Genomic DNA, 17,224 nt, shown 5'->3' with positions numbered 1-17,224 from the left:
AATAATGGCGGGGTGGAGTGGATCTGGCTGGTATACGCCTTTCTTTTTGGCAGCCTCATCGGCTCATTCCTGAACGTGGTGATCTACCGGCTGCCCAAAGGCCTCTCGGTGGTCCGGCCCCGCTCGAGCTGCCCCCACTGCGGCCACACCCTCACCCCCGTTGAGCTTCTGCCCCTCCTCTCCTGGCTGCTCCAGAGGGGCCGCTGCCGCCGCTGCCGGGGCCCCATCTCCCCCCGCTACCCCCTGGTGGAGGCCCTCACCGCCTTTCTCTTCGCCCTCAGCGCCTACCTGCTGGGGGGCACAGGAGGGATTGCCGGGGTCCTGCTGGTGTGGGCCTTCATCGCCCTGCTCATCGCCCTGGCCTTCATCGACATCGACACCAAGACCCTGCCCAACTCGCTCAACTTCGCCGGGGTCTTCCTGGGGCTCATGGCGGCCTGGGCCCTGGGCTTCCCCCAGGGTTTCTCCCAGGCGCTGGAGGGGGGGCTGTTGGCGGCCGGGCTGCTGGCCCTTCTGGCCGGGTACGGGGGGCTCATCTACAACCGCTTCAAGGACAGCCCCCGCGAGGGCCCTTTTGGGGTGCATCAGGTCCATCTAGCCGCCATGGGCGGGGCCTGGGGGGGGATGTGGGGTACGGCGGGCGGGGTCTACTGGGGCAGCCTGGGGCTCCTGCTGGGCTTCCTGAACGCCGCCCTCAACGCCCGCACCGCCCGGGTCCTGGCCCTGCCCGACGGGCTCACGCTGGGCCTGGCGGCCCTGGCCCCGCTGGCCGCCCTGCTGCTGCAGGCCTCTCCTCTGGAGAGCCTGAGGGGCATGCTCCTCTCGGCTGGGGGGCTGGCCCTGGCCGGCATGCTCTACTGGTGGATTCGAAACCCCTCCGACAAGGTAGAGGCCGACAACACGGAGGAAAGCGGCTACGTGAGCGTGATGGGCTACGGAGACGTGGTGCTGGCCGGGTTTTTAGGGGTCTGGCTGGGCTTCGCCCAGTTCCTGGTGGCCCTCCTGATTGCGGTGCTAGCCGGGGCGGTCCTGGGGCTGCTGGCCCAGCGGTTTGGCAGAGGTGGCCAGCAAATCCCCTTCGGCCCCTACCTGGCGGTGGGTGGGGTGGTGGCCTTCTTCTACGGCGAGGCCCTGCTGCGCTGGTACCTGGCCTACCTGGGGCTCGGCTAGGGCTGTGTATTTATTCACAAGAACTCCCCTCCTCTTAAGCGCTGGTTATGGGCTTTTTTTCATCAGGCGGTATATTGGGCAGGGGAACGCTCGAGGCCGCCTCGGCGTTGCCTCTGGGAGGAAGTATGCGTGTAGCCATCAACGGTTTCGGGCGGATTGGTCGTCAGGTGTTCCGCATCCTCTTGGAGCGCGGGGTGGAGGTGGTGGGCATCAACGACCTTTCCGACAACGCCATCCTGGCCCACCTATTCAAGTACGATTCCAACTACGGCCGCTTCCCCGGCACGGTGAGCTACGACGAGGAAAGCATCACCGTCAACGGCAAGCGCATCCGGGTCTACGAGGAAAAAGACCCAGCCAAGCTGCCCTGGGGTGAGATTGGGGTCGACATCGTGATTGAGTCCACCGGCCGCTTCACCAAGCTCGAGGCCGCCGAGGCCCACCTTCAGGCCGGTGCCAAAAAGGTCATCATCAGCGCCCCCGGCAAGGGCGATATGCTCACCGTGGTGATGGGGGTCAACGAGCACATGTATGACCCCGCCAAGCACCACGTGGTCTCCAATGCGAGCTGCACCACCAACGGCCTAGCCCCGGTAGCCAAGGTTTTGAACGACAACTTTGGCATCGAGAAGGGGCTCCTCACCACGGTTCACGCCTACACCGCCAGCCAGAGCCTGGTGGACGCCGTGAAGGATGACCCCCGCGACGCCCGCGCGGCTGCCCTCAACATCGTGCCCAGCGAGACCGGGGCGGCCAAGGCGGTGGGGCTGGTCATCCCCGAGCTCAAGGGCAAGTTCGGCGGGATGGCCTTCCGCGTGCCCACCAGCACCGTCTCGGTGGTGGACTTCACTGCCGTGCTGGGCCGCGAGGTGACCAAAGAAGAGGTCAATGCGGCCATGAAGGCCGCCGCCGAGGGACCCCTCAAGGGCATCCTGGCCTACACCGAGGAACCCCTGGTCTCGATTGACCTAAAAGGCGACCCCCACTCCTCCATCTTCAGCGCCCTGGATACCCTGGTGGTGGGCAACCTGGTCAAGGTGGTGGCCTGGTACGACAACGAGTGGGGCTATAGCTGCCGGGTGGCCGACCTGACAGAGTACATCGGCAAGCGGCTCTAGGAGGCCCCCATGCGCACCCTCAACGAGCTGAACGCCAGCGGCCAGCGGGTGCTGGTGCGGGTGGACTTCAACGTGCCCCTCAAGGACGGGGCGGTCCAGGACGAGACCCGCATTGCAGCGGCGGTGCCCACCCTGAAGCACCTCTTGGAGCAGGGGGCCACCCTGGTGCTCTTCTCCCACCTGGGCCGGCCCAAGGGCTTCGACCCCGCCCAGAGCCTGGCCCCGGTGGCCCCGGTGCTGGAAAAGCACCTGGGCCGGCCGGTGACCTTCATCGGGGGCACACCCGAGCTCACCCCAGCCAGCGAGGCCACGCTGGAACGGGTGGAGGCAGCCCCGCCGGGGTCGGTAATACTGCTGGACAACGTGCGCTTTGAGGCAGGCGAGGAGAAGAACGACCCCCAGCTCGCGCAAAAATACGCCCGGCTGGGCCAGGTCTTCGTGCTCGATGCCTTCGGTTCGGCCCACCGGGCCCACGCCTCGGTCACTGGGGTGGCCCGGATTTTGCCGAGCTACGCGGGCTTCTTGATGGAAAAAGAGGTCGAAAGCCTGGGCAGGGTGCTCCACAACCCCGAGAAGCCCTACTGGGTGGTGCTGGGGGGGGCCAAGGTCTCCGACAAGATCGGGGTGATTGAGAACCTGCTGCCCAGGGTGACGGGAATGATCATCGGGGGCGCCATGGCCTTCACCTTCATCAAGGCCCAGGGCGGCCAGGTGGGCAAGAGCCTGGTGGAGGACGACCGGCTCGAGCTGGCCCGCGACCTGATGCGGCGGGCCGGCGAGATGGGGGTGCGGCTCCTTCTTCCGGTGGACGTGGTGGCCGCCCAAAAGATAGAGGCCGGAACCCCCACCCGCATCATGCCGGCCAACGCCATTGAAGAGGGCTGGATGGGCCTCGATATTGGCCCTGAGAGCGCAAAAGCCTTCGCCGAAGCCCTCCAAGGGGCTAAAACCGTGCTCTGGAACGGGCCCATGGGGGTCTTTGAGATGGACGACTTCGCCCAGGGCACCCTGGCCGTGGGCGAGGCCATCGCCCGGCTGGAGGGGGCCTTCACCGTGATTGGCGGGGGCGACTCGGTGGCCGCGGCCAACAAGCTAGGCATGGCCGATAAGTTCAGCCATGTCTCCACTGGCGGGGGGGCCAGCCTGGAACTACTGGAGCTCGGCACCCTGCCCGGCATCGAGGCCTTGAATAGCTAACGCCCTTCCCGGTAGCGGCGCAGGGCCTCCAGGTCCTCCTGTACCAGGTCGTCGCGCCAGGCCAGCGACTCCAGGTGGTGCCTGAGTTCGTGCAGCAGGGTCTCCCAGATCTCCCCCTCCCAGTCGAACCCGGGGTCCTCGGCCGCAAGGGCGGCAAACGAGCCGTAGAAGAGGGCGATGTGCCGCCCGATGCCCTCAAACCCCCCCAGCACCGAGGGGAAGCCCGGGTCGTGGTACTCGCCCAGGCGCAGCAGCTCGGGCGCCTCGGGGTCGGGTTTGGCTGCCTCCAGGATGTGAAGCCCCTGCAGTCCCCGCTTGAACTCGTCCGGAATCTCGGCCCAAAGGCGCTCAGCGGTCTCGACGAAGGTCTCGTAGGTCATGGGTCTATTCTGGCAGAGCCACCGCTTGTGTTCTGAGGGAGCCGTCGCTTAGACTTGGGGCCATGGCCAGGGGGTGGTTTTTTGGGTAGCCCGCGGGGGAGGGTTCCTCTCTCGCGGGCGGCCTCTTGGCCGCCCCAAGCCTTGATGGAGGCCAGATGGAGCTGAGCGCGGCGCTGGAAGAGATTGAGAAAGCAGAAAACCTCGAGGCCCTGCAGGGGGTAAAGGTCCGCTACCTGGGGCGCAACGGCCTGCTTACCCAGGCCATGAAGACCCTGGGCCAGCTTCCCCTGGAGGAAAGGCGGGAGCGGGGGCGGGTGCTCAACGAGTGGAAGGGAACCATCGAGAAGGCCCTGGAGGAGCGCGAGGCCGCGCTTAGGGCAAGGGCGCTGGAGGAACGGCTCTCGCGCGAGTCGGTGGACGTGACCCTGCCCGGCTACGCCTTTCCCTCGGGTGGGCTGCACCTCACCAGCCTGATCCTGGGGGAGCTTCTGCGGATTTTCCGCCGCCTGGGCTTCAGCGTGGTGGAGGGCCCCGAGGTGGAGAGCGAGTACTTCAACTTCGATGCCCTCAACATGCCTGAGTGGCACCCCGCGCGAGACATGCAGGACACCTTCTGGGTGGAGTTCAGGGGCCCCACGCCCTTCACCATCCAAGGGCCCTTCGGGGAAAGCGTCAACCACCGGGGGGGCGCGGTGCTGCGCACCCACACCTCGGGAATGCAGATTCGCTACATGATTGCCCACACCCCGCCCTTCCGCATCGTGGTGCCGGGCCGGGTCTTCCGCTACGAGGAGACCGACGCCTCCCACGAGGCCATGTTCCACCAGCTAGAAGGGCTGGTGGTGGGCCAGGGCATCACCATGGCCGACCTCAAGGGGGCCATCGAGGAGCTGGCCCGGGGGCTTTTCGGCAAGGAGGGCAAGGCCCGTTTCCAGCCCACCTTCTTCCCCTTTGTGGAGCCTGGGGTACAGTTCGCCATGTGGTGGCCCGAGCGGGGGAAGTGGCTCGAGCTGGGCGGGGCCGGCATGGTGCACCCCTATCTTTTCCGCGCGGTCGACGACTACCGAGAAGAGCGGGGGCTGCCCAGGGTCTACGAGGGAATGACCGGCTGGGCCTTTGGCATGGGGGTCGAGCGGCTGGCCATTCTGCGCTACGGCATCCCCGACATCCGCTACTTCTACCAAAACCGGCTAAGCTTCCTACGGCAGTTCAGGGGGTAAGCGGTGAGGATTGTCTATAGCTGGCTCAAGGAGTTCCTGCCTGAAGCCCCGGGCCCCGAGCGCCTGGAGGTGCTCCTGGCCGGGCTGGGCCTCGAGGTCGAGCGCATCATGCCCCTGGCCGTGCCCCACCGCCAGGTGGTCTTCGCCCGGGTGCTGGCCGTGGAGCCGCTGGAGGGCCGGGAGGTGCGCCGGCTCGTGCTGGACGCCGGGCAGGAGGTGCAGGTGGTCTCCGGTGATCCCAACGCCCAGCCCGGCATGGGGGTGGCCCTGGCCCTGCCGGGGGCCGTGCTGCCGGAGGGCAGCGTTGGGGTGCGCCGGGTGGCCGGGGTGGAGTCCTACGGCATGGTCCTCTCAGCCCGCGAGCTGGGGCTGGGCGAGTACGGAGGGGGGCTCCTGGAGTTCCCACCCGAGGCCCTGCCCCCCGGCACCCCCCTGGCCGAGGTCTTCGGCCCCGACGAGGTAATCGAGGTGGAGATCACCCCCAACCGCCCGGACTGGCTCTCGGTCTATGGGGTGGCCCGCGACCTGGCTACGCTGGGGTTCCACCTCATCGAGCCCCGCCCCCAGCCCAAGACCACCCCCCTCCCCCTGCCCTTCGGGCTCACGATCGAGGAGCCCCGGGCCTGCGACCGCTTCACCCTCTCCTATGCCCGGGGCATCCGCATAGGACCCAGCCCCCTCCAGGTCCAGCGCCGCCTCTTTGCCGCGGGGATGCGCCCCATCTCCAACGTGGTGGACGCCACCAACTACGCCATGCTCGAGCTGGGCAACCCCATGCACGCCTACGACGCGGCCTTCGTGGGGGAGGGGCTTTGGGTGCGTTTCGCCCGGCCTGGGGAACGGCTCGTCACCCTGGACGGGGTGGAGCGCACCCTGGGGGCAGGCGACCTGCTCATCGCCGTAAAAACAGGCGAGGAGACCCGGCCCGCCGGCCTCGCAGGGGTGATGGGGGGGGCCGAGGACGAGATTCGCGCCACCACCACCGCGGTGGCGCTGGAGGTGGCCCACTTCGACCCGGTGACGATTCGCCGCACAGCCCGGCGGCACGGCCTCAGGACCGAGGCCTCCTACCGCTTCGAGCGGGGGGTGGACCCGGAAGGCGTGCACCGGGCCGCCGACCGTTTCTTCGAGCTGCTGCAGGCCTGGGGGGGTGAGGGGGTAGAGGTGGCCCAGGCCCGGCTCGACCTGGACCACACCCAGCCCCCAGAGCCCATCGCCTTCCGGCCCGCCTACACCAACCGGCTGGTGGGCATGGATTACCCCGAGGCAGAGCAGCTTGGGGTGCTGGCCCGCCTGGGCTGCCGCGTCGAAGCGGGGGAAGCAGAAGGGGTCTACCGGGTCACCCCCCCCAGCCACCGGGTGGACTTGCGCATCGAGGAAGATCTGGTGGAGGAGGTGGCCCGCATCGTGGGCTACGACAAGATTCCCACCAGCCTGCCGAGCTTTTTCCCCCACCCCGACAACCTGGGGGTGGACGAACCCTACGAGGCCACCGAGCGGCTCAAGGCGGTGCTGGCCGGTCTCGGCTTCCAGGAGGTCATCAACTACGCCTGGTCCTCCCCCGAGGAGTGCGCCCTCTACAGGGCGCCTGCCCCCACCGTCTACATGCAAAACCCCCAGACCCCCGAACGCACCGCTTTGCGCACCATGCTCTACCCGGGGCTACTGAAAAACCTACAGCACGCCCTGGCCCAGGGCGAGGTGGGGCCCTTCCTGCTCTTCGAGGTGGGCCGGGTCTTCCAGCAAACCGAAACCCTCCACCTCGCCGGCCTCCTTTGGGGCGAGGCGGTGCCGGGCCTCTGGCAGCGAGGACTGGAGGGCAGCTTCTTCGCCCTGAAAGGCCTTTTGGAAACGGCGGCGCGCAACCTGGGCAGCGGGGTGCGGGTGGAAAGGGAGACCGCCCCCCACCTGCACCCCGGAATCAGCGGCGGGGTCTACTGGAACGGGGTGCGCGTGGGGCAGATGGGGGCCCTGCACCCCGCAATTGCTGAGGCGGTGGAGCTGCCCCTGGGGGTTTTCCTGTTCGAGCTGGCCCTGCCCCTGCCCAAGGGGCCCGGGGGCTTCCGCGACATGGCCCGCTTCCCCGCCAGCCTGCGCGACCTGGCGGTGGTGGTGCCCGAGGAGGTCCCCTACGCCGAGGTCGAGCGCCTCATCCGGGCCCACGCGGGGGAGTATCTGGAGCGGCTCGAGGTCTTCGACCTCTACCGGGGCCGGCCCCTGGAGGCCGGGCAGAAGAGCCTGGCCTTCCACCTGGTCTTCCGTCACCCGGAGCGCACCCTCACCGACCTCGAGACCGAGGCCTTCATGCAGCAAATCATCGCCGCGGTGGAAAGCCGGGGCTACGCCATCCGCCGCTAGGTCAAACGCCCTGCCAGAAGCAAAACCGCCCGGTATACTGCCCTTAATGCTGAGCTGGCTCGACCTGATGGCCCTTCTAGTCCTCTCGGCTGCCCTAGCCTTTGGCATACGCCGGGGGGCCCAGTTCGCCCTGGCCTTTGGGCTCGCCCTGCTGCTCTACGCCGCCGCGGCCCTTCTCCTGGGGGGCCTCCTGCCTGCCTGGGGCCTTCCCCTTTTGGCCCTGCTGCTGGGGCTGGGCGCGGCCTACCTGGCCCGGTTCCTCCCCCTCCCCCCTCTCTCGCCCCTGCTGGAGGGGCTGGTGGGCGGGGCAGGGGGCTTGGTCTGGGGGTTGTTCCTGGCCTTTACCATCTGGCTCAGCTTCCCCAGCGAGTACGTGGCCTCTACGGGGGCCCTGCGCTACCCCTCGGAGCGCATCCCGGTGGCGGTCAAGGAGGGCATCGTGAGCAGCCCCTTTGCCCGCCCGCTGTTCAACTGGGCCTCGAGCCACCCCCTGCCGCGCAGCCTGCTGCTGCCCCACGTGCACCACCCCCGCTAGTGGGCAGGGCCCACCGGATAGCGGCGGCAGAGCTCCTCGGCCAACCACAGGGCTGCCTGTTTGTCGAGGTGCTGGTTGCCGTTGCCGCACTTGGGCGAAAGGATGCAGCGAGGACAGCCCGCCTCGCAAGGGCAGGTCCTGAGCAGGTCATGGGCGGCCTTCACCCAGCGAGGAAACTGTCGGGCCGCCGCACGGGCGTAGCCCACCCCCCCGGGGTAGCCGTCGTAGATGAAGACCGTGGCCCCCCCTTCGGAAGGCAGGGGGCGGGGGTAGAAGGGATAGGAGACCCCGCCCACATCCTGCCGCTCGGCCAGCACGAAAAGGGGCAGCAGGCCGATCAGGGTGTGCTCGAGGGCGTGCAGTCCGCCGGGCAACTGGGCCTGCAAAGAGCTGCAGGGATGGAACCAGACCGCCTCGGTCTCGAAGCACAGCTCGGGCATGGCCAGGGGCACCTCCTCCAGCACCGCCTCGCTGATGTAGCGCTTCTTCACGTAGCCTGTGACCCACTCCCTGAGCCGCACCGCCCCCACCCAGACCCCGGGCTGGACCTCCTCCCCTTCCAGGACCTCGATCTCGGTCTGGGCCCTGGGCTCGGTGTAGTAGTCCTCCAGGCCCGGCAGCAGCACCACTTCGCGCTTCTCCAGGTCCAGATTGCGCACCAGGTAGCTCTCCCCCTGGTGCAAATAGACCGCCCCGGGGTGGGCCTCCCAGTAGGCCTGCCGCTCGTCCAAGCTGCCCAGCACCCGCCCACTCCCGTCCCGCAGCGTGAAGTTCCGCCCCAACCCCCGCAAAACCAGCGCCCGGTGGGGGTCGCGACTGGGCGAGTAGAGGCGCTCCCCCTTCCTGATGAGGGGCGGCAGGATGGGCAACCCAGGGTGGTACAGGGGGTCGGGCGAACTGGGCTCAATCGGCAGCTCCCGCGCGGCGCAGTGGGCGTGCAGGGGGTAGAGCACCCGGTTCGCGGGGTCGGCCACGGCGGCCTCGGGGGGGCTTTCCAGAAGCAGCTCGGGGTGGGCTTCGAAGAAGGCATCCAGCGGGTCCTCCCGCGGAATCCAAAGCACCAGTGCACGCTCATCCCCCCGCCCGGCCCGCCCGGCCCGCTGCCAGAAGGCGCTCACCGAACCCGGGTAGCCCAGCAAGATCACCCCATCCAGCCCCCCTATGTCCACCCCGAGCTCCAAGGCACTGGTGCTCACCAGCACCCGAAGGCTGCCCTCCTGCAGGGCCCGCTCCAGCCTGCGCCGCTCGGCGGCGGTGTAGCCCGCGCGGTAGGGCTTGACCCGCTCGTCTGCAGCGTAGCGGGCCACCAGCTCAGCCGTGCGGCGGGCGTTGGTGAAGACAAGAAAGCGCAGGCCCTGGGCCGCAGCGTGGCGGGCCAGGAGGGCGGCCTCGAGGTTGGCGCTGCGCCGAACCTTCCCCTCTTTATCGAGGGCCTTGGGCACCCAAAGGCCGAACTCCCGCTCGGCTCGAGCCATCTGCGCACCGACAGCGTGGAAGGTGAGGCCGGTCAGGCTGTGGGCGTGCTCGGCTGGATTGGCGATGGTAGCGCTGGCCGCAATCGCCTGGGGGCGGGCCCCGTAGTGCCAGGCCAGGCGCAAAAGCCGCCGCAGAATAAGGGCGGTGTGGCTGCCGAACACCCCGCGGTAGGCGTGTAGCTCGTCCAGCACGATGTAGCGCAAGCGGGCCAGGAAGGAGGCCCACTCGGCGTGGCGGGGCAGGAGGCCGAAGTGCAGCATGTCGGGGTTGGTGAGAAGGGCCAGCCCCTTCTCCCTAGCCTTCCTGCGCTCGCGCCCGGGGGTGTCCCCGTCGTAGGGGTAGATGCGGTCTGCCTGGCCCAGGGCCTCCCCCATCCTCCGCAGCCGGGCCAGTTGGTCGTGGGCCAGGGCCTTGGTGGGGTAGACCAGCAGGGCAGTCTCCTCTTCCAGCAAGGCCTCGAGGACCGGCACCTGGAAGACCAGGCTTTTGCCTGAGGCGGTGCTGGCCGAAATCACCACATGGGCCCCCTGCTCCAAAAGGCCAAAGGCCTCGGCCTGATAGGCATAGGGTTCCAGGCCCAGCACCTGCAACACCCCGGCAAAAGGACCCCGGTAGGCCACCTTTTGGGGCGGGCGGGGAGGCAGGAGCCTCATGTAGCGCAACTGCCCGCTATAGCCCTCCAGCGCGCACAGCCACTCGGCATAGGAGGTGTAGGGGGATAGGGCCGAAGGCAGCATGGTCTCAAACCTCAGCCTTCCTAAAAAGCAAAAGGAGGGGCAGCAGCACCAAAAGGGCGCCAAAGTAACCCAGGGCCCGCATGCCCAGGCCCTCCAGCAAAACCCCCCCCAGCAGGGGCAAGAGCACCCCGGCCAGGCTGGACCAGAACTCCAGCACCCCCACCGCCTGGCCCCGCCCGCCGGGCGGGGTGAGGTCGGCGAGGAGGGCATTGGCGGCCAGAAAGGCCCCCGACCAGCCCAGCCCCACCAGAAAAGTGCCCAGGGTAACCTCCCCATAGCTGGTGCCCAAGCCCACCAGAAGGGCCCCCAGGGCCGCTGTCCCCAGGCCCGCAGCCATAACCGGCTGGCGGCCCAGGCGGTCGGAAAGGCGGCCAATAGGCCAGGAGAAAGCGAACATGCCCATCACGTGGAGGGCCACCGAGAGGGATATCTGCGAGAGGCTGCACTCCATGGCCTTCAGGGCCAGGGCGGTCATGGCCATCATCATGACCATCTGCCCCTGGGCGGCTGCCGCGGTGAGGATAGCCGCCCAGCTCGAGCCCGCCCGCCTGGGCTCCGGCAGCGAAGCCCCGTCCTTCAAAGCCTCCGGGGGGTAGTAGCGCTCGAGCGCCAGCGCTATCTGCCTGGGGTCGGGCCGGATGCCCCACACCAGGCCGAAGCCCGGCAACCAAAGCAGGGGCAGCAAAAGCCAGGCCAGGGCAATCTCGTTCAGCGAAAGACGCTTGCCAAGCTCTTCTGCCAGCGCTACCACCAAAGGGGCCAGCCCCGCCCCCAAAAGCGAGCCCATCGCCACCAGGCTCAGCCCCTCACCCCGCCGGCTCTGGGGGTACATGTCCGCCGCCGCCACCCGCATCTGCTGGACTGCCCCCACCCCAGCCCCAAAGACCAACACCCCCAGGACGAAGAGGGCAAAGGCCGCCCACAAGGTCGCCAGGCCTACCAGCAAAGAGCCTGCCAGGGCCAGCCAAAGCCCCAGGTATAGCCCCACCTTGCGCCCCCAGCGGTCCGAGAGCTGCCCCACAGCATGGGCGGTCAAAACCCTGGCCAGCCCCATCAGGCTGGTGGTCAGACCGGCAAAAGTGCTGTTGCCCAGCAGCATCACCACCTGGAGGGCGCCCAGGGTGGGCACGAGCTGCATTCCCGCCCCGTTGATGGCCTGGGTGATGGACAGCAACAAGGTGTTTTTACGCACCAGGGGGGGAATAGGCGCGGACACGAAAGGCAGTATACGGTGCTACACTGAACCCGTGAGCAGAATCCCTTCCGCCGTGAAGATGGGGCTGGTGGGCCTCGTCGTAGCCGGTCTGGTGGGGCTGGCCCTCTGGGCTGCGCCCAGCCCCCGCCGCACCGACCTGCCCCAGGCCACCCTGGTCCGGCTGGACGGCGCGCCGGTCCAGCTTCAGCCAGGGCGCCCCCTCGTTCTTACGGTCTGGGCTACCTGGTGCAGTTACTGCCAGCGGCAGCTCCCCGAGTTCGAGGCGGTGGCCCGCGCTCACCCCAGGGTGCAGTTCGCCTTTGTCAACGACGGCGAGCCGGCCTCGCTGGTGCGGCAGTTCCACGATGCCCAGGGCTTTACCCACGCGGTGGTCTACCAAGATGCCCTGCGCGTCGTCGCCCGCGCGCTGCGGGTGAACGGGTACCCGGCCAACTTCTTCTACGACGCCAGAGGCCGGCTGGTGGGCGAGGTGCGGGGCTACATGAGCCCGGAGCAGCTCCTGGCGGCCCTGGCCCAGCTCGACTGAGGCCCCGACCAAGGGCGCCGGGCCGGGGGTTCTCCCCAAGGCCAGGTCAGGCCAGGCCCACGCTCAGCTCCTGGGTCTCGAAGGCGATGGCGCCCTCCTTGAGGGTCACGTAGAGATGGCGCCCCGGCCGGGAGAGGAGCTCGATGGAAAGGGGGTCCTCGATTTTCTCGCGGATCAGGTTGCGCAGCACGCGGGTGCTGCTCTGTTTGGGGGCCTGCTCCACCAGCCAGGAGGCCACCAGGGGGTCAAAGCGCACGAACTTCTCGCGCGACTCCAGCTCTTTGCTGATCTCCTCCAGCATGATCTGCGCCACTTGGACCAGCTCGGAGGGCTCGAGGGGCTTGAAGCGAATTACCTCGTCCAGCCGGTCCAGGAACTCCGGGGTGAAGAGGGCCTTGAGGGGGCTTTCGGTGTCCACCTCCCGGCTGGTGAAGCCGATGGCCGGCCCCACGTTGTAGCCGGTGTTGGAGGTCATGATGAGGATCACCCGGCGGAAGTCCACCGTGCGGCCCAGGCCGTCGGTGAGCCGCCCTTCGTCCAGCACCTGCAGGAAGGTGTTGTAGATGTCCGGGTGGGCCTTCTCGATTTCGTCCAGCAGCACCACGCTGAAAGGCTGGCGGCGCACCGCCTCGGTGAGGCGCCCCCCCTGCTCATAGCCCACATAGCCGGGCGGGGCCCCGATCAGCTTGGAGATGGAGTGGGGCTCCTGGAACTCCGACATGTCGAAGCGGATGAGGGCCCTTTCCGAACCGAAGAGCACCTCGGCCAGGGCTTTGGCCAGGTGGGTCTTGCCCACCCCCGAAGGCCCCACGAAGAGGAAGCTAGCCGAGACGCGGGTGCGCCCACCCAGGCCCACCCGGCTCCGCCGAAGGGCGGCGGCCAGGGCCTCCACCGCCTCTTTTTGCCCAATCACCCGCTTGTTGAGCTCTTCCTCCAGCTTGAAAAGCTTGCTGTCGTCTTTGTCGTCGATGTAAATCCCACCCCAGGAGTCCACCACGCTCTCGATGTCCTCGCGGGCCACCAGCGGGGTGCCGTCCTCATCCACCGCCACCGGAAGCCCCAGGGAGTCGTTGAGGCGCACCCGGCTCGCGGCCTCGTCGATGAGGTCGATGGCTTTGTCGGGGAAGTTGCGCCCGGGCAGGCTGCGGATGCCGATTTTGACCGAAAGCGAGAGGATTTCGTCGGGGATGACCACCCCATGGTGGGCCTCGTAGCGGGGGCGCAGGCCCCTCAAAATCTCCAGGGTCTCCTCCGGGGTGGGCTCGAGCACGATTACCGGCTGGAAGCGGCGCTCCAGGGCCGCATCCTTCTCGATGTAGCGGTGGTACTCCCCGGTGGTGGTGGCCCCGATGACCTGTATCTCACCCCGGCTCAGGGGAGGCTTGAGGATGTTGGCGGCGTCCAGGGTGCCTTCGGCCCCACCGGCCCCGATCAGGGTGTGCAGCTCGTCGATGAAGGCCACCACCTTGGCGTTTTTGAGCTCCTCGATGATCTGGCGGAGCCGCTCCTCAAACTCCCCGCGGTACTTGGTGCCGGCCACCACCCCGGCCAAATCGATGGCCACGATGCGGGCCCCGCGCAGCACCGGGGGTACGCGCCCCTCCACGATGGCCTGGGCCAGCCCCTCCACGATGGCGGTCTTACCCACCCCAGGGTCGCCCACCAGCACGGGGTTGTTCTTGGTGCGGCGGGCCAGAATCTGGATGACCCGGTTGATCTCCTCGGTACGGCCGATTACAGGGTCGAGCTTGCCCTCGCGGGCCTCCTTGGTTAGGTCGCGCCCGTACTCGTCCAGGAAGGGGGTGGCTACGGTCTTCTCCTTGCCTTCACCGGCCTGCGATAGGATGCGCCAGCGGATGGTCTCCAAATCCTTGGCGAAGTGGGTCATAATCCGGTGGGCAATGCCATCCCCTTCGCGGATGATGCCCAGGAGGATGTGCTCGGTCCCGATGACCTGGCTCGACATGTTGCGGGCCTCGGCCCCGGCCAGCTCCATAACCCTCCGGGCCCTGGGGGTGATGGCGGGGGGCTCACCGGTACGGCTCCCCTCACCCCGACCCACCAGCTCCTCCACCATGCGCCGCATGGCCTCGAGGCTCGCGCCGTACTCCATGAGGATACGCGCCGCCGTGCCCCCTTCGCGCATCAGGCCCAGAAGCAGGTGCTCTGGGCCAATCATGCTGTGACCCAGCCGGCTACCCTCTTCTCTGGCATAGTGAAATACCAACCTGGCGCGGTCGTCGTACCTGTTCAAGGGCGAACCTCCTGGTGTGTTGGACAAGTCAACATGGCGCGGTGTTCTTCCCTACCCCAATAATACAGTATGGCCCCCCTTCTCCGGTGTTTGCGCTGCACGTTACCAAGTGTTGCCCGCCGCTTGCGCTGGCTTAGAATCTGTGCTAGCTTTGAGCCTGCGCTGAACCGCAGGAGTAACCCGGCGTTCAGCTCAAGCGAGCCCGGGAGGGTGCGAGCCGGGCAGCGAAGAACCGGGCGAAGGGCGGCGGTGCTCGCCTATATGGCCAGCGCAGCGAAAAGAGGTGCCCGGGGTTTCCCCGGGAACTGGGGTGGAACCGCGGAAGTGTACCTTTCGTCCCCAGGCTTGGGCCTGGGGGCTTTTGCTTGGAGGAGACATGCCGGCCGAGACACTCGACGAACTGGTGAGTTTGTGCAAACGCCGGGGCTTCATATTTCCCGGCTCGGACATCTACGGAGGTCTTCAGGGTACCTACGACTATGGTCCTTTGGGGGTGGAGCTCAAAAACAACCTCAAGGCCGCCTGGTGGAAGGCCATGGTCTACGAGCGGGACGACATGGAGGGCCTGGACTCGAGCATCCTCACCCACCGCCTGGTGCTCCACTACTCCGGTCACGAGGCCACCTTTGCTGACCCTTTGGTGGACAACCGCATCTCCAAGAAGCGCTACCGGCTCGACCACCTGCTCAAAGAGCAGACCCCGGCGGTGCAAGCAGCGGTCGCGCGGGCCATGGACCTGGCCGAGGACACCCCCCTGGCCAGCCTGGTGGCGAGGATGCTCGCCGAGCCCGAACAGGCTGCGCTGGCGCTAAACCAGGCCCGGGTGGTGGACCCTGCCGACAGGGCCCCCGGCGACTGGACCCCACCCAGGCCCTTCAACATGATGTTCCGAACCCAAATCGGCCCGGTCGCCGACGAGGACTCGTTCGGCTACCTCCGGCCCGAGACCGCCCAGGGCATCTTCATCAACTTCAAGAACATCCTGGATGCCACCAGCCGGCGCCTGCCCTTTGGGGTGGCCCAGATCGGCAAGGCCTTCCGCAACGAGATTACCCCCCGCAACTTCATCTTCCGGGTGCGGGAGTTCGAGCAGATGGAGATTGAGTACTTCGTCAAGCCCGGCACCGACGAGGAGTGGCACCAGCGCTGGCTCGAGATCAGGCTGCAGTGGTGGGCGGCCCAGGGCCTGCCCCGCGAACGCATCCGGGTGCTCGACGTGCCCAAGGAAGACCTTTCCCACTACTCCAAGCGCACCTTCGACCTCCTGTACGACTTCCCTACCCTGGGCTATGAGGAGATCGAGGGCATCGCCAACCGCACCGACTTCGACCTGGGCAGCCACACCCGGGGCCAGGCCGAGCTCGGCATCCAGGCCCGGGTCATGGAAAACCGCCACTCCACCGCCCGGCTGGCGGTACAGGACCCCGAGACCAAGGCCTGGTTCGTTCCCTTTGTTATCGAGCCCTCCGCAGGGGTAGACCGGGGGGTGCTGGCGCTGCTTTCGGAGGCCTACACCAAGGAGAGGCTGGCCAATGGGGAGGAGCGCATCGTGCTGCGGCTCAAGCCCCACCTGGCCCCCATCAAGGTGGCGGTCATCCCGCTTGCTAGAAACAAGGAGGAAATCACCCAGTACGCCCGTCGCCTAAAGGCCGAGCTGCAGGCCATGGGTTTTGGCCGGGTGCTCTACGAGGACACCGGCAACATCGGCAAGGCCTACCGCCGCCACGACGAGGTGGGCACCCCGTTTTGCGTCACGGTGGACTACGACACCATCGGCAAGGGGCAGAACGGCAGCAGCGCCCTCAAGGACACCGTGACCGTGCGCGACCGCGACACCATGCAGCAGGAGAGGGTACCGGTCAAGGAGCTGGCAGGCTACCTGCTCGAGCGGCTGCGCTACTAGGGCTACTCCTCCTCCCCCGCCGCCACCGTCTCCCGACGGCCTGCCTTCCACTCCAACCCAGCCCAGATCAGGCTTTCCAGGTCGCCGTCCAGCACGTTCTCGGGGTCATGGCGCATCTCACCGGTGCGGTGGTCCTTGATGTACTGCTTGTCCAGCACATAGCTCCGAATCTGGCTGCCCCACTCGATGGGGCGGGCCTCGCCCCTGAGCCGGGCCAGCTCTTCTTGCTTCTTGCGGTACTCAATCTCGAAGAGCTTGGCCCGCAGAATGCTCAGGGCCAGCTCCTTGTTCTTCTGCTGGCTGCGGGTAATCTGGCACTTGACCTGGATGCCGGTGGGCAGGTGCACCACCCGCACCGCCGAGTCGGTGGTGTTCACGCCCTGGCCGCCCTTGCCCTGCGAGCGCATCACCTCGATGCGCAGATCCTCGGGGTTGATGGCTACCTCCACCGATTCGTCCACCTCGGGCATCACCTCCACCGCAGCGAAGCTGGTCTGGCGCTTGCCCTGGGCATTGAAGGGCGAGGGCCGCACCAGGCGGTGCACCCCAGCCTCAACCGAAAGAAGGCCATAGGCATTCTCGCCCCGCACGATGAACTGGGCGTGGTCGATCCCTGCCTCGGGGCCCGGCTCCAGGTCCACCAGCTCCACCGCAAAGCCCCTCCGCTCGGCGAAGCGGGTGTACATGCGGTAGAGCATCTGGGCCCAGTCGCAGGCCTCGGTGCCCCCAGCCCCAGGCTTGATGGTCACGATGGCCGCGTTCTCCGCATAGGGGAAGGCAAGCAGGGTCTGGTGGTAAAGCTCCTCCAGCGCGCGGGCGGCCCTGTCGAGCTCGGGCTGCATCTGTGCCCGCTCTTCCGCGCTCAGCTCGGGCCAAAGTTCCAAAAGCCCCTCCAGATCGGAGGCCAGCCGCCGGTAGCCCTCCACCGCCTTGCGCAGCCGGGCCACCTCTTGCGAGACCCTGCGGGCCTTTTCGGCGTCGTTCCAGAGGCTGGGGTCGTTGAGGAGGGGCTCGAGCTCCTTTAAGCGGGCTTCCTTGCCAGCGATGTCAAAGATACCCCCGAAGGGCATCCAGGCGGTGCTTTAGGGTCTCCAGCTCCACAGCACCCAAGTCTAGGGCCTGGGCCTCCTAGCG

General features: G+C 67.6%; 13 protein-coding genes. 8 read left to right on the top strand and 5 right to left on the bottom strand.

What is annotated here, in order from left to right; translation table 11 throughout:
- The first annotated feature begins 21 nt into the window (after positions 1-21).
- The 3 genes from DV704_RS02230 (at position 22) to pgk (ending at position 3,485) form a co-directional block, all read left to right on the top strand.
- Entirely contained in the window at positions 22-1,170 is a 1,149-nt protein-coding gene (locus DV704_RS02230) for an A24 family peptidase (RefSeq protein ID WP_114798016.1), read from the top strand.
- Positions 1,171-1,295: 125 nt separating this feature from the next.
- Positions 1,296-2,288 carry a type I glyceraldehyde-3-phosphate dehydrogenase gene (gene gap / locus DV704_RS02225; RefSeq protein WP_114797908.1) on the top strand — a complete coding sequence of 331 codons (993 nt, stop codon included), beginning with the start codon at positions 1,296-1,298 and terminating at the stop codon, positions 2,286-2,288.
- Between the two features lie 9 nt (positions 2,289-2,297).
- Positions 2,298-3,485 carry a phosphoglycerate kinase gene (gene pgk / locus DV704_RS02220; RefSeq protein WP_114797907.1) on the top strand — a complete coding sequence of 396 codons (1,188 nt, stop codon included), beginning with the start codon at positions 2,298-2,300 and terminating at the stop codon, positions 3,483-3,485.
- On the opposite strand, the gene DV704_RS02215 is transcribed toward pgk, so the two are convergent.
- Positions 3,482-3,865 (bottom strand): metallopeptidase family protein, encoded by a 384-nt coding sequence (locus tag DV704_RS02215; RefSeq protein ID WP_114797906.1) that lies wholly within the window; start codon positions 3,863-3,865, stop codon positions 3,482-3,484. The two genes, pgk and DV704_RS02215, sit on opposite strands and share 4 nt — an antisense overlap.
- A 155-nt stretch (positions 3,866-4,020) precedes the next feature.
- Between DV704_RS02215 and pheS the strand changes: the two genes are divergently transcribed.
- The 3 genes from pheS to DV704_RS02200 are packed head-to-tail and all read left to right on the top strand — an operon-like array spanning position 4,021 to position 7,978.
- Complete coding sequence (pheS, locus tag DV704_RS02210) at positions 4,021-5,085, top strand: phenylalanine--tRNA ligase subunit alpha (RefSeq protein WP_114797905.1); 1,065 nt, start codon at positions 4,021-4,023, stop codon at positions 5,083-5,085.
- Positions 5,086-5,088: 3 nt separating this feature from the next.
- Positions 5,089-7,443 (top strand): phenylalanine--tRNA ligase subunit beta, encoded by a 2,355-nt coding sequence (gene pheT, locus DV704_RS02205; RefSeq protein WP_114797904.1) that lies wholly within the window; start codon positions 5,089-5,091, stop codon positions 7,441-7,443.
- Between the two features lie 46 nt (positions 7,444-7,489).
- Entirely contained in the window at positions 7,490-7,978 is a 489-nt protein-coding gene (locus DV704_RS02200) for a hypothetical protein (protein ID WP_114797903.1), read from the top strand.
- Here the strand turns inward: DV704_RS02200 and DV704_RS02195 are convergent.
- On the bottom strand, positions 7,975-10,191 hold the full coding sequence (locus tag DV704_RS02195; RefSeq protein ID WP_114797902.1) for a DEAD/DEAH box helicase: 2,217 nt from the start codon (positions 10,189-10,191) through the stop codon (positions 7,975-7,977). The genes DV704_RS02200 and DV704_RS02195 overlap by 4 nt on opposite strands.
- Positions 10,192-10,195: 4 nt before the next feature.
- Complete coding sequence (locus tag DV704_RS02190; RefSeq protein ID WP_233498208.1) at positions 10,196-11,407, bottom strand: MFS transporter; 1,212 nt, start codon at positions 11,405-11,407, stop codon at positions 10,196-10,198.
- A 31-nt stretch (positions 11,408-11,438) separates the two neighbouring features.
- On the opposite strand from DV704_RS02190, the gene DV704_RS02185 reads away from it, so the two are divergent.
- Positions 11,439-11,933 (top strand): TlpA disulfide reductase family protein, encoded by a 495-nt coding sequence (locus tag DV704_RS02185; protein WP_233498207.1) that lies wholly within the window; start codon positions 11,439-11,441, stop codon positions 11,931-11,933.
- Positions 11,934-11,979: 46 nt separating this feature from the next.
- Here the strand turns inward: DV704_RS02185 and DV704_RS02180 are convergent, their stop codons facing one another.
- Positions 11,980-14,187 (bottom strand): ATP-dependent Clp protease ATP-binding subunit, encoded by a 2,208-nt coding sequence (locus DV704_RS02180; RefSeq protein WP_114797900.1) that lies wholly within the window; start codon positions 14,185-14,187, stop codon positions 11,980-11,982.
- A gap of 376 nt (positions 14,188-14,563) precedes the next feature.
- Here DV704_RS02180 and DV704_RS02175 point away from each other — a divergent pair, with 376 nt between their 5' ends.
- Positions 14,564-16,090 carry a glycine--tRNA ligase gene (locus DV704_RS02175; RefSeq protein ID WP_114797899.1) on the top strand — a complete coding sequence of 509 codons (1,527 nt, stop codon included), beginning with the start codon at positions 14,564-14,566 and terminating at the stop codon, positions 16,088-16,090.
- A 2-nt stretch (positions 16,091-16,092) separates the two neighbouring features.
- Here the strand turns inward: DV704_RS02175 and prfB are convergent.
- Positions 16,093-17,191 (bottom strand): peptide chain release factor 2 gene (gene prfB, locus DV704_RS02170; RefSeq protein ID WP_114797898.1). Its coding sequence is split into 2 segments (ribosomal slippage): positions 16,093-17,139 and positions 17,141-17,191, totalling 1,098 coding nucleotides; the frame shifts between segments, so codons are not numbered across the junction.
- Between the last annotated feature and the right edge of the window lie 33 nt (positions 17,192-17,224).

The organism is Meiothermus sp. QL-1 (assembly GCF_003351145.1).
In the GTDB taxonomy this organism is placed as follows: domain Bacteria; phylum Deinococcota; class Deinococci; order Deinococcales; family Thermaceae; genus Meiothermus.
This window is presented reverse-complemented; position numbering and strand designations above follow the sequence as displayed.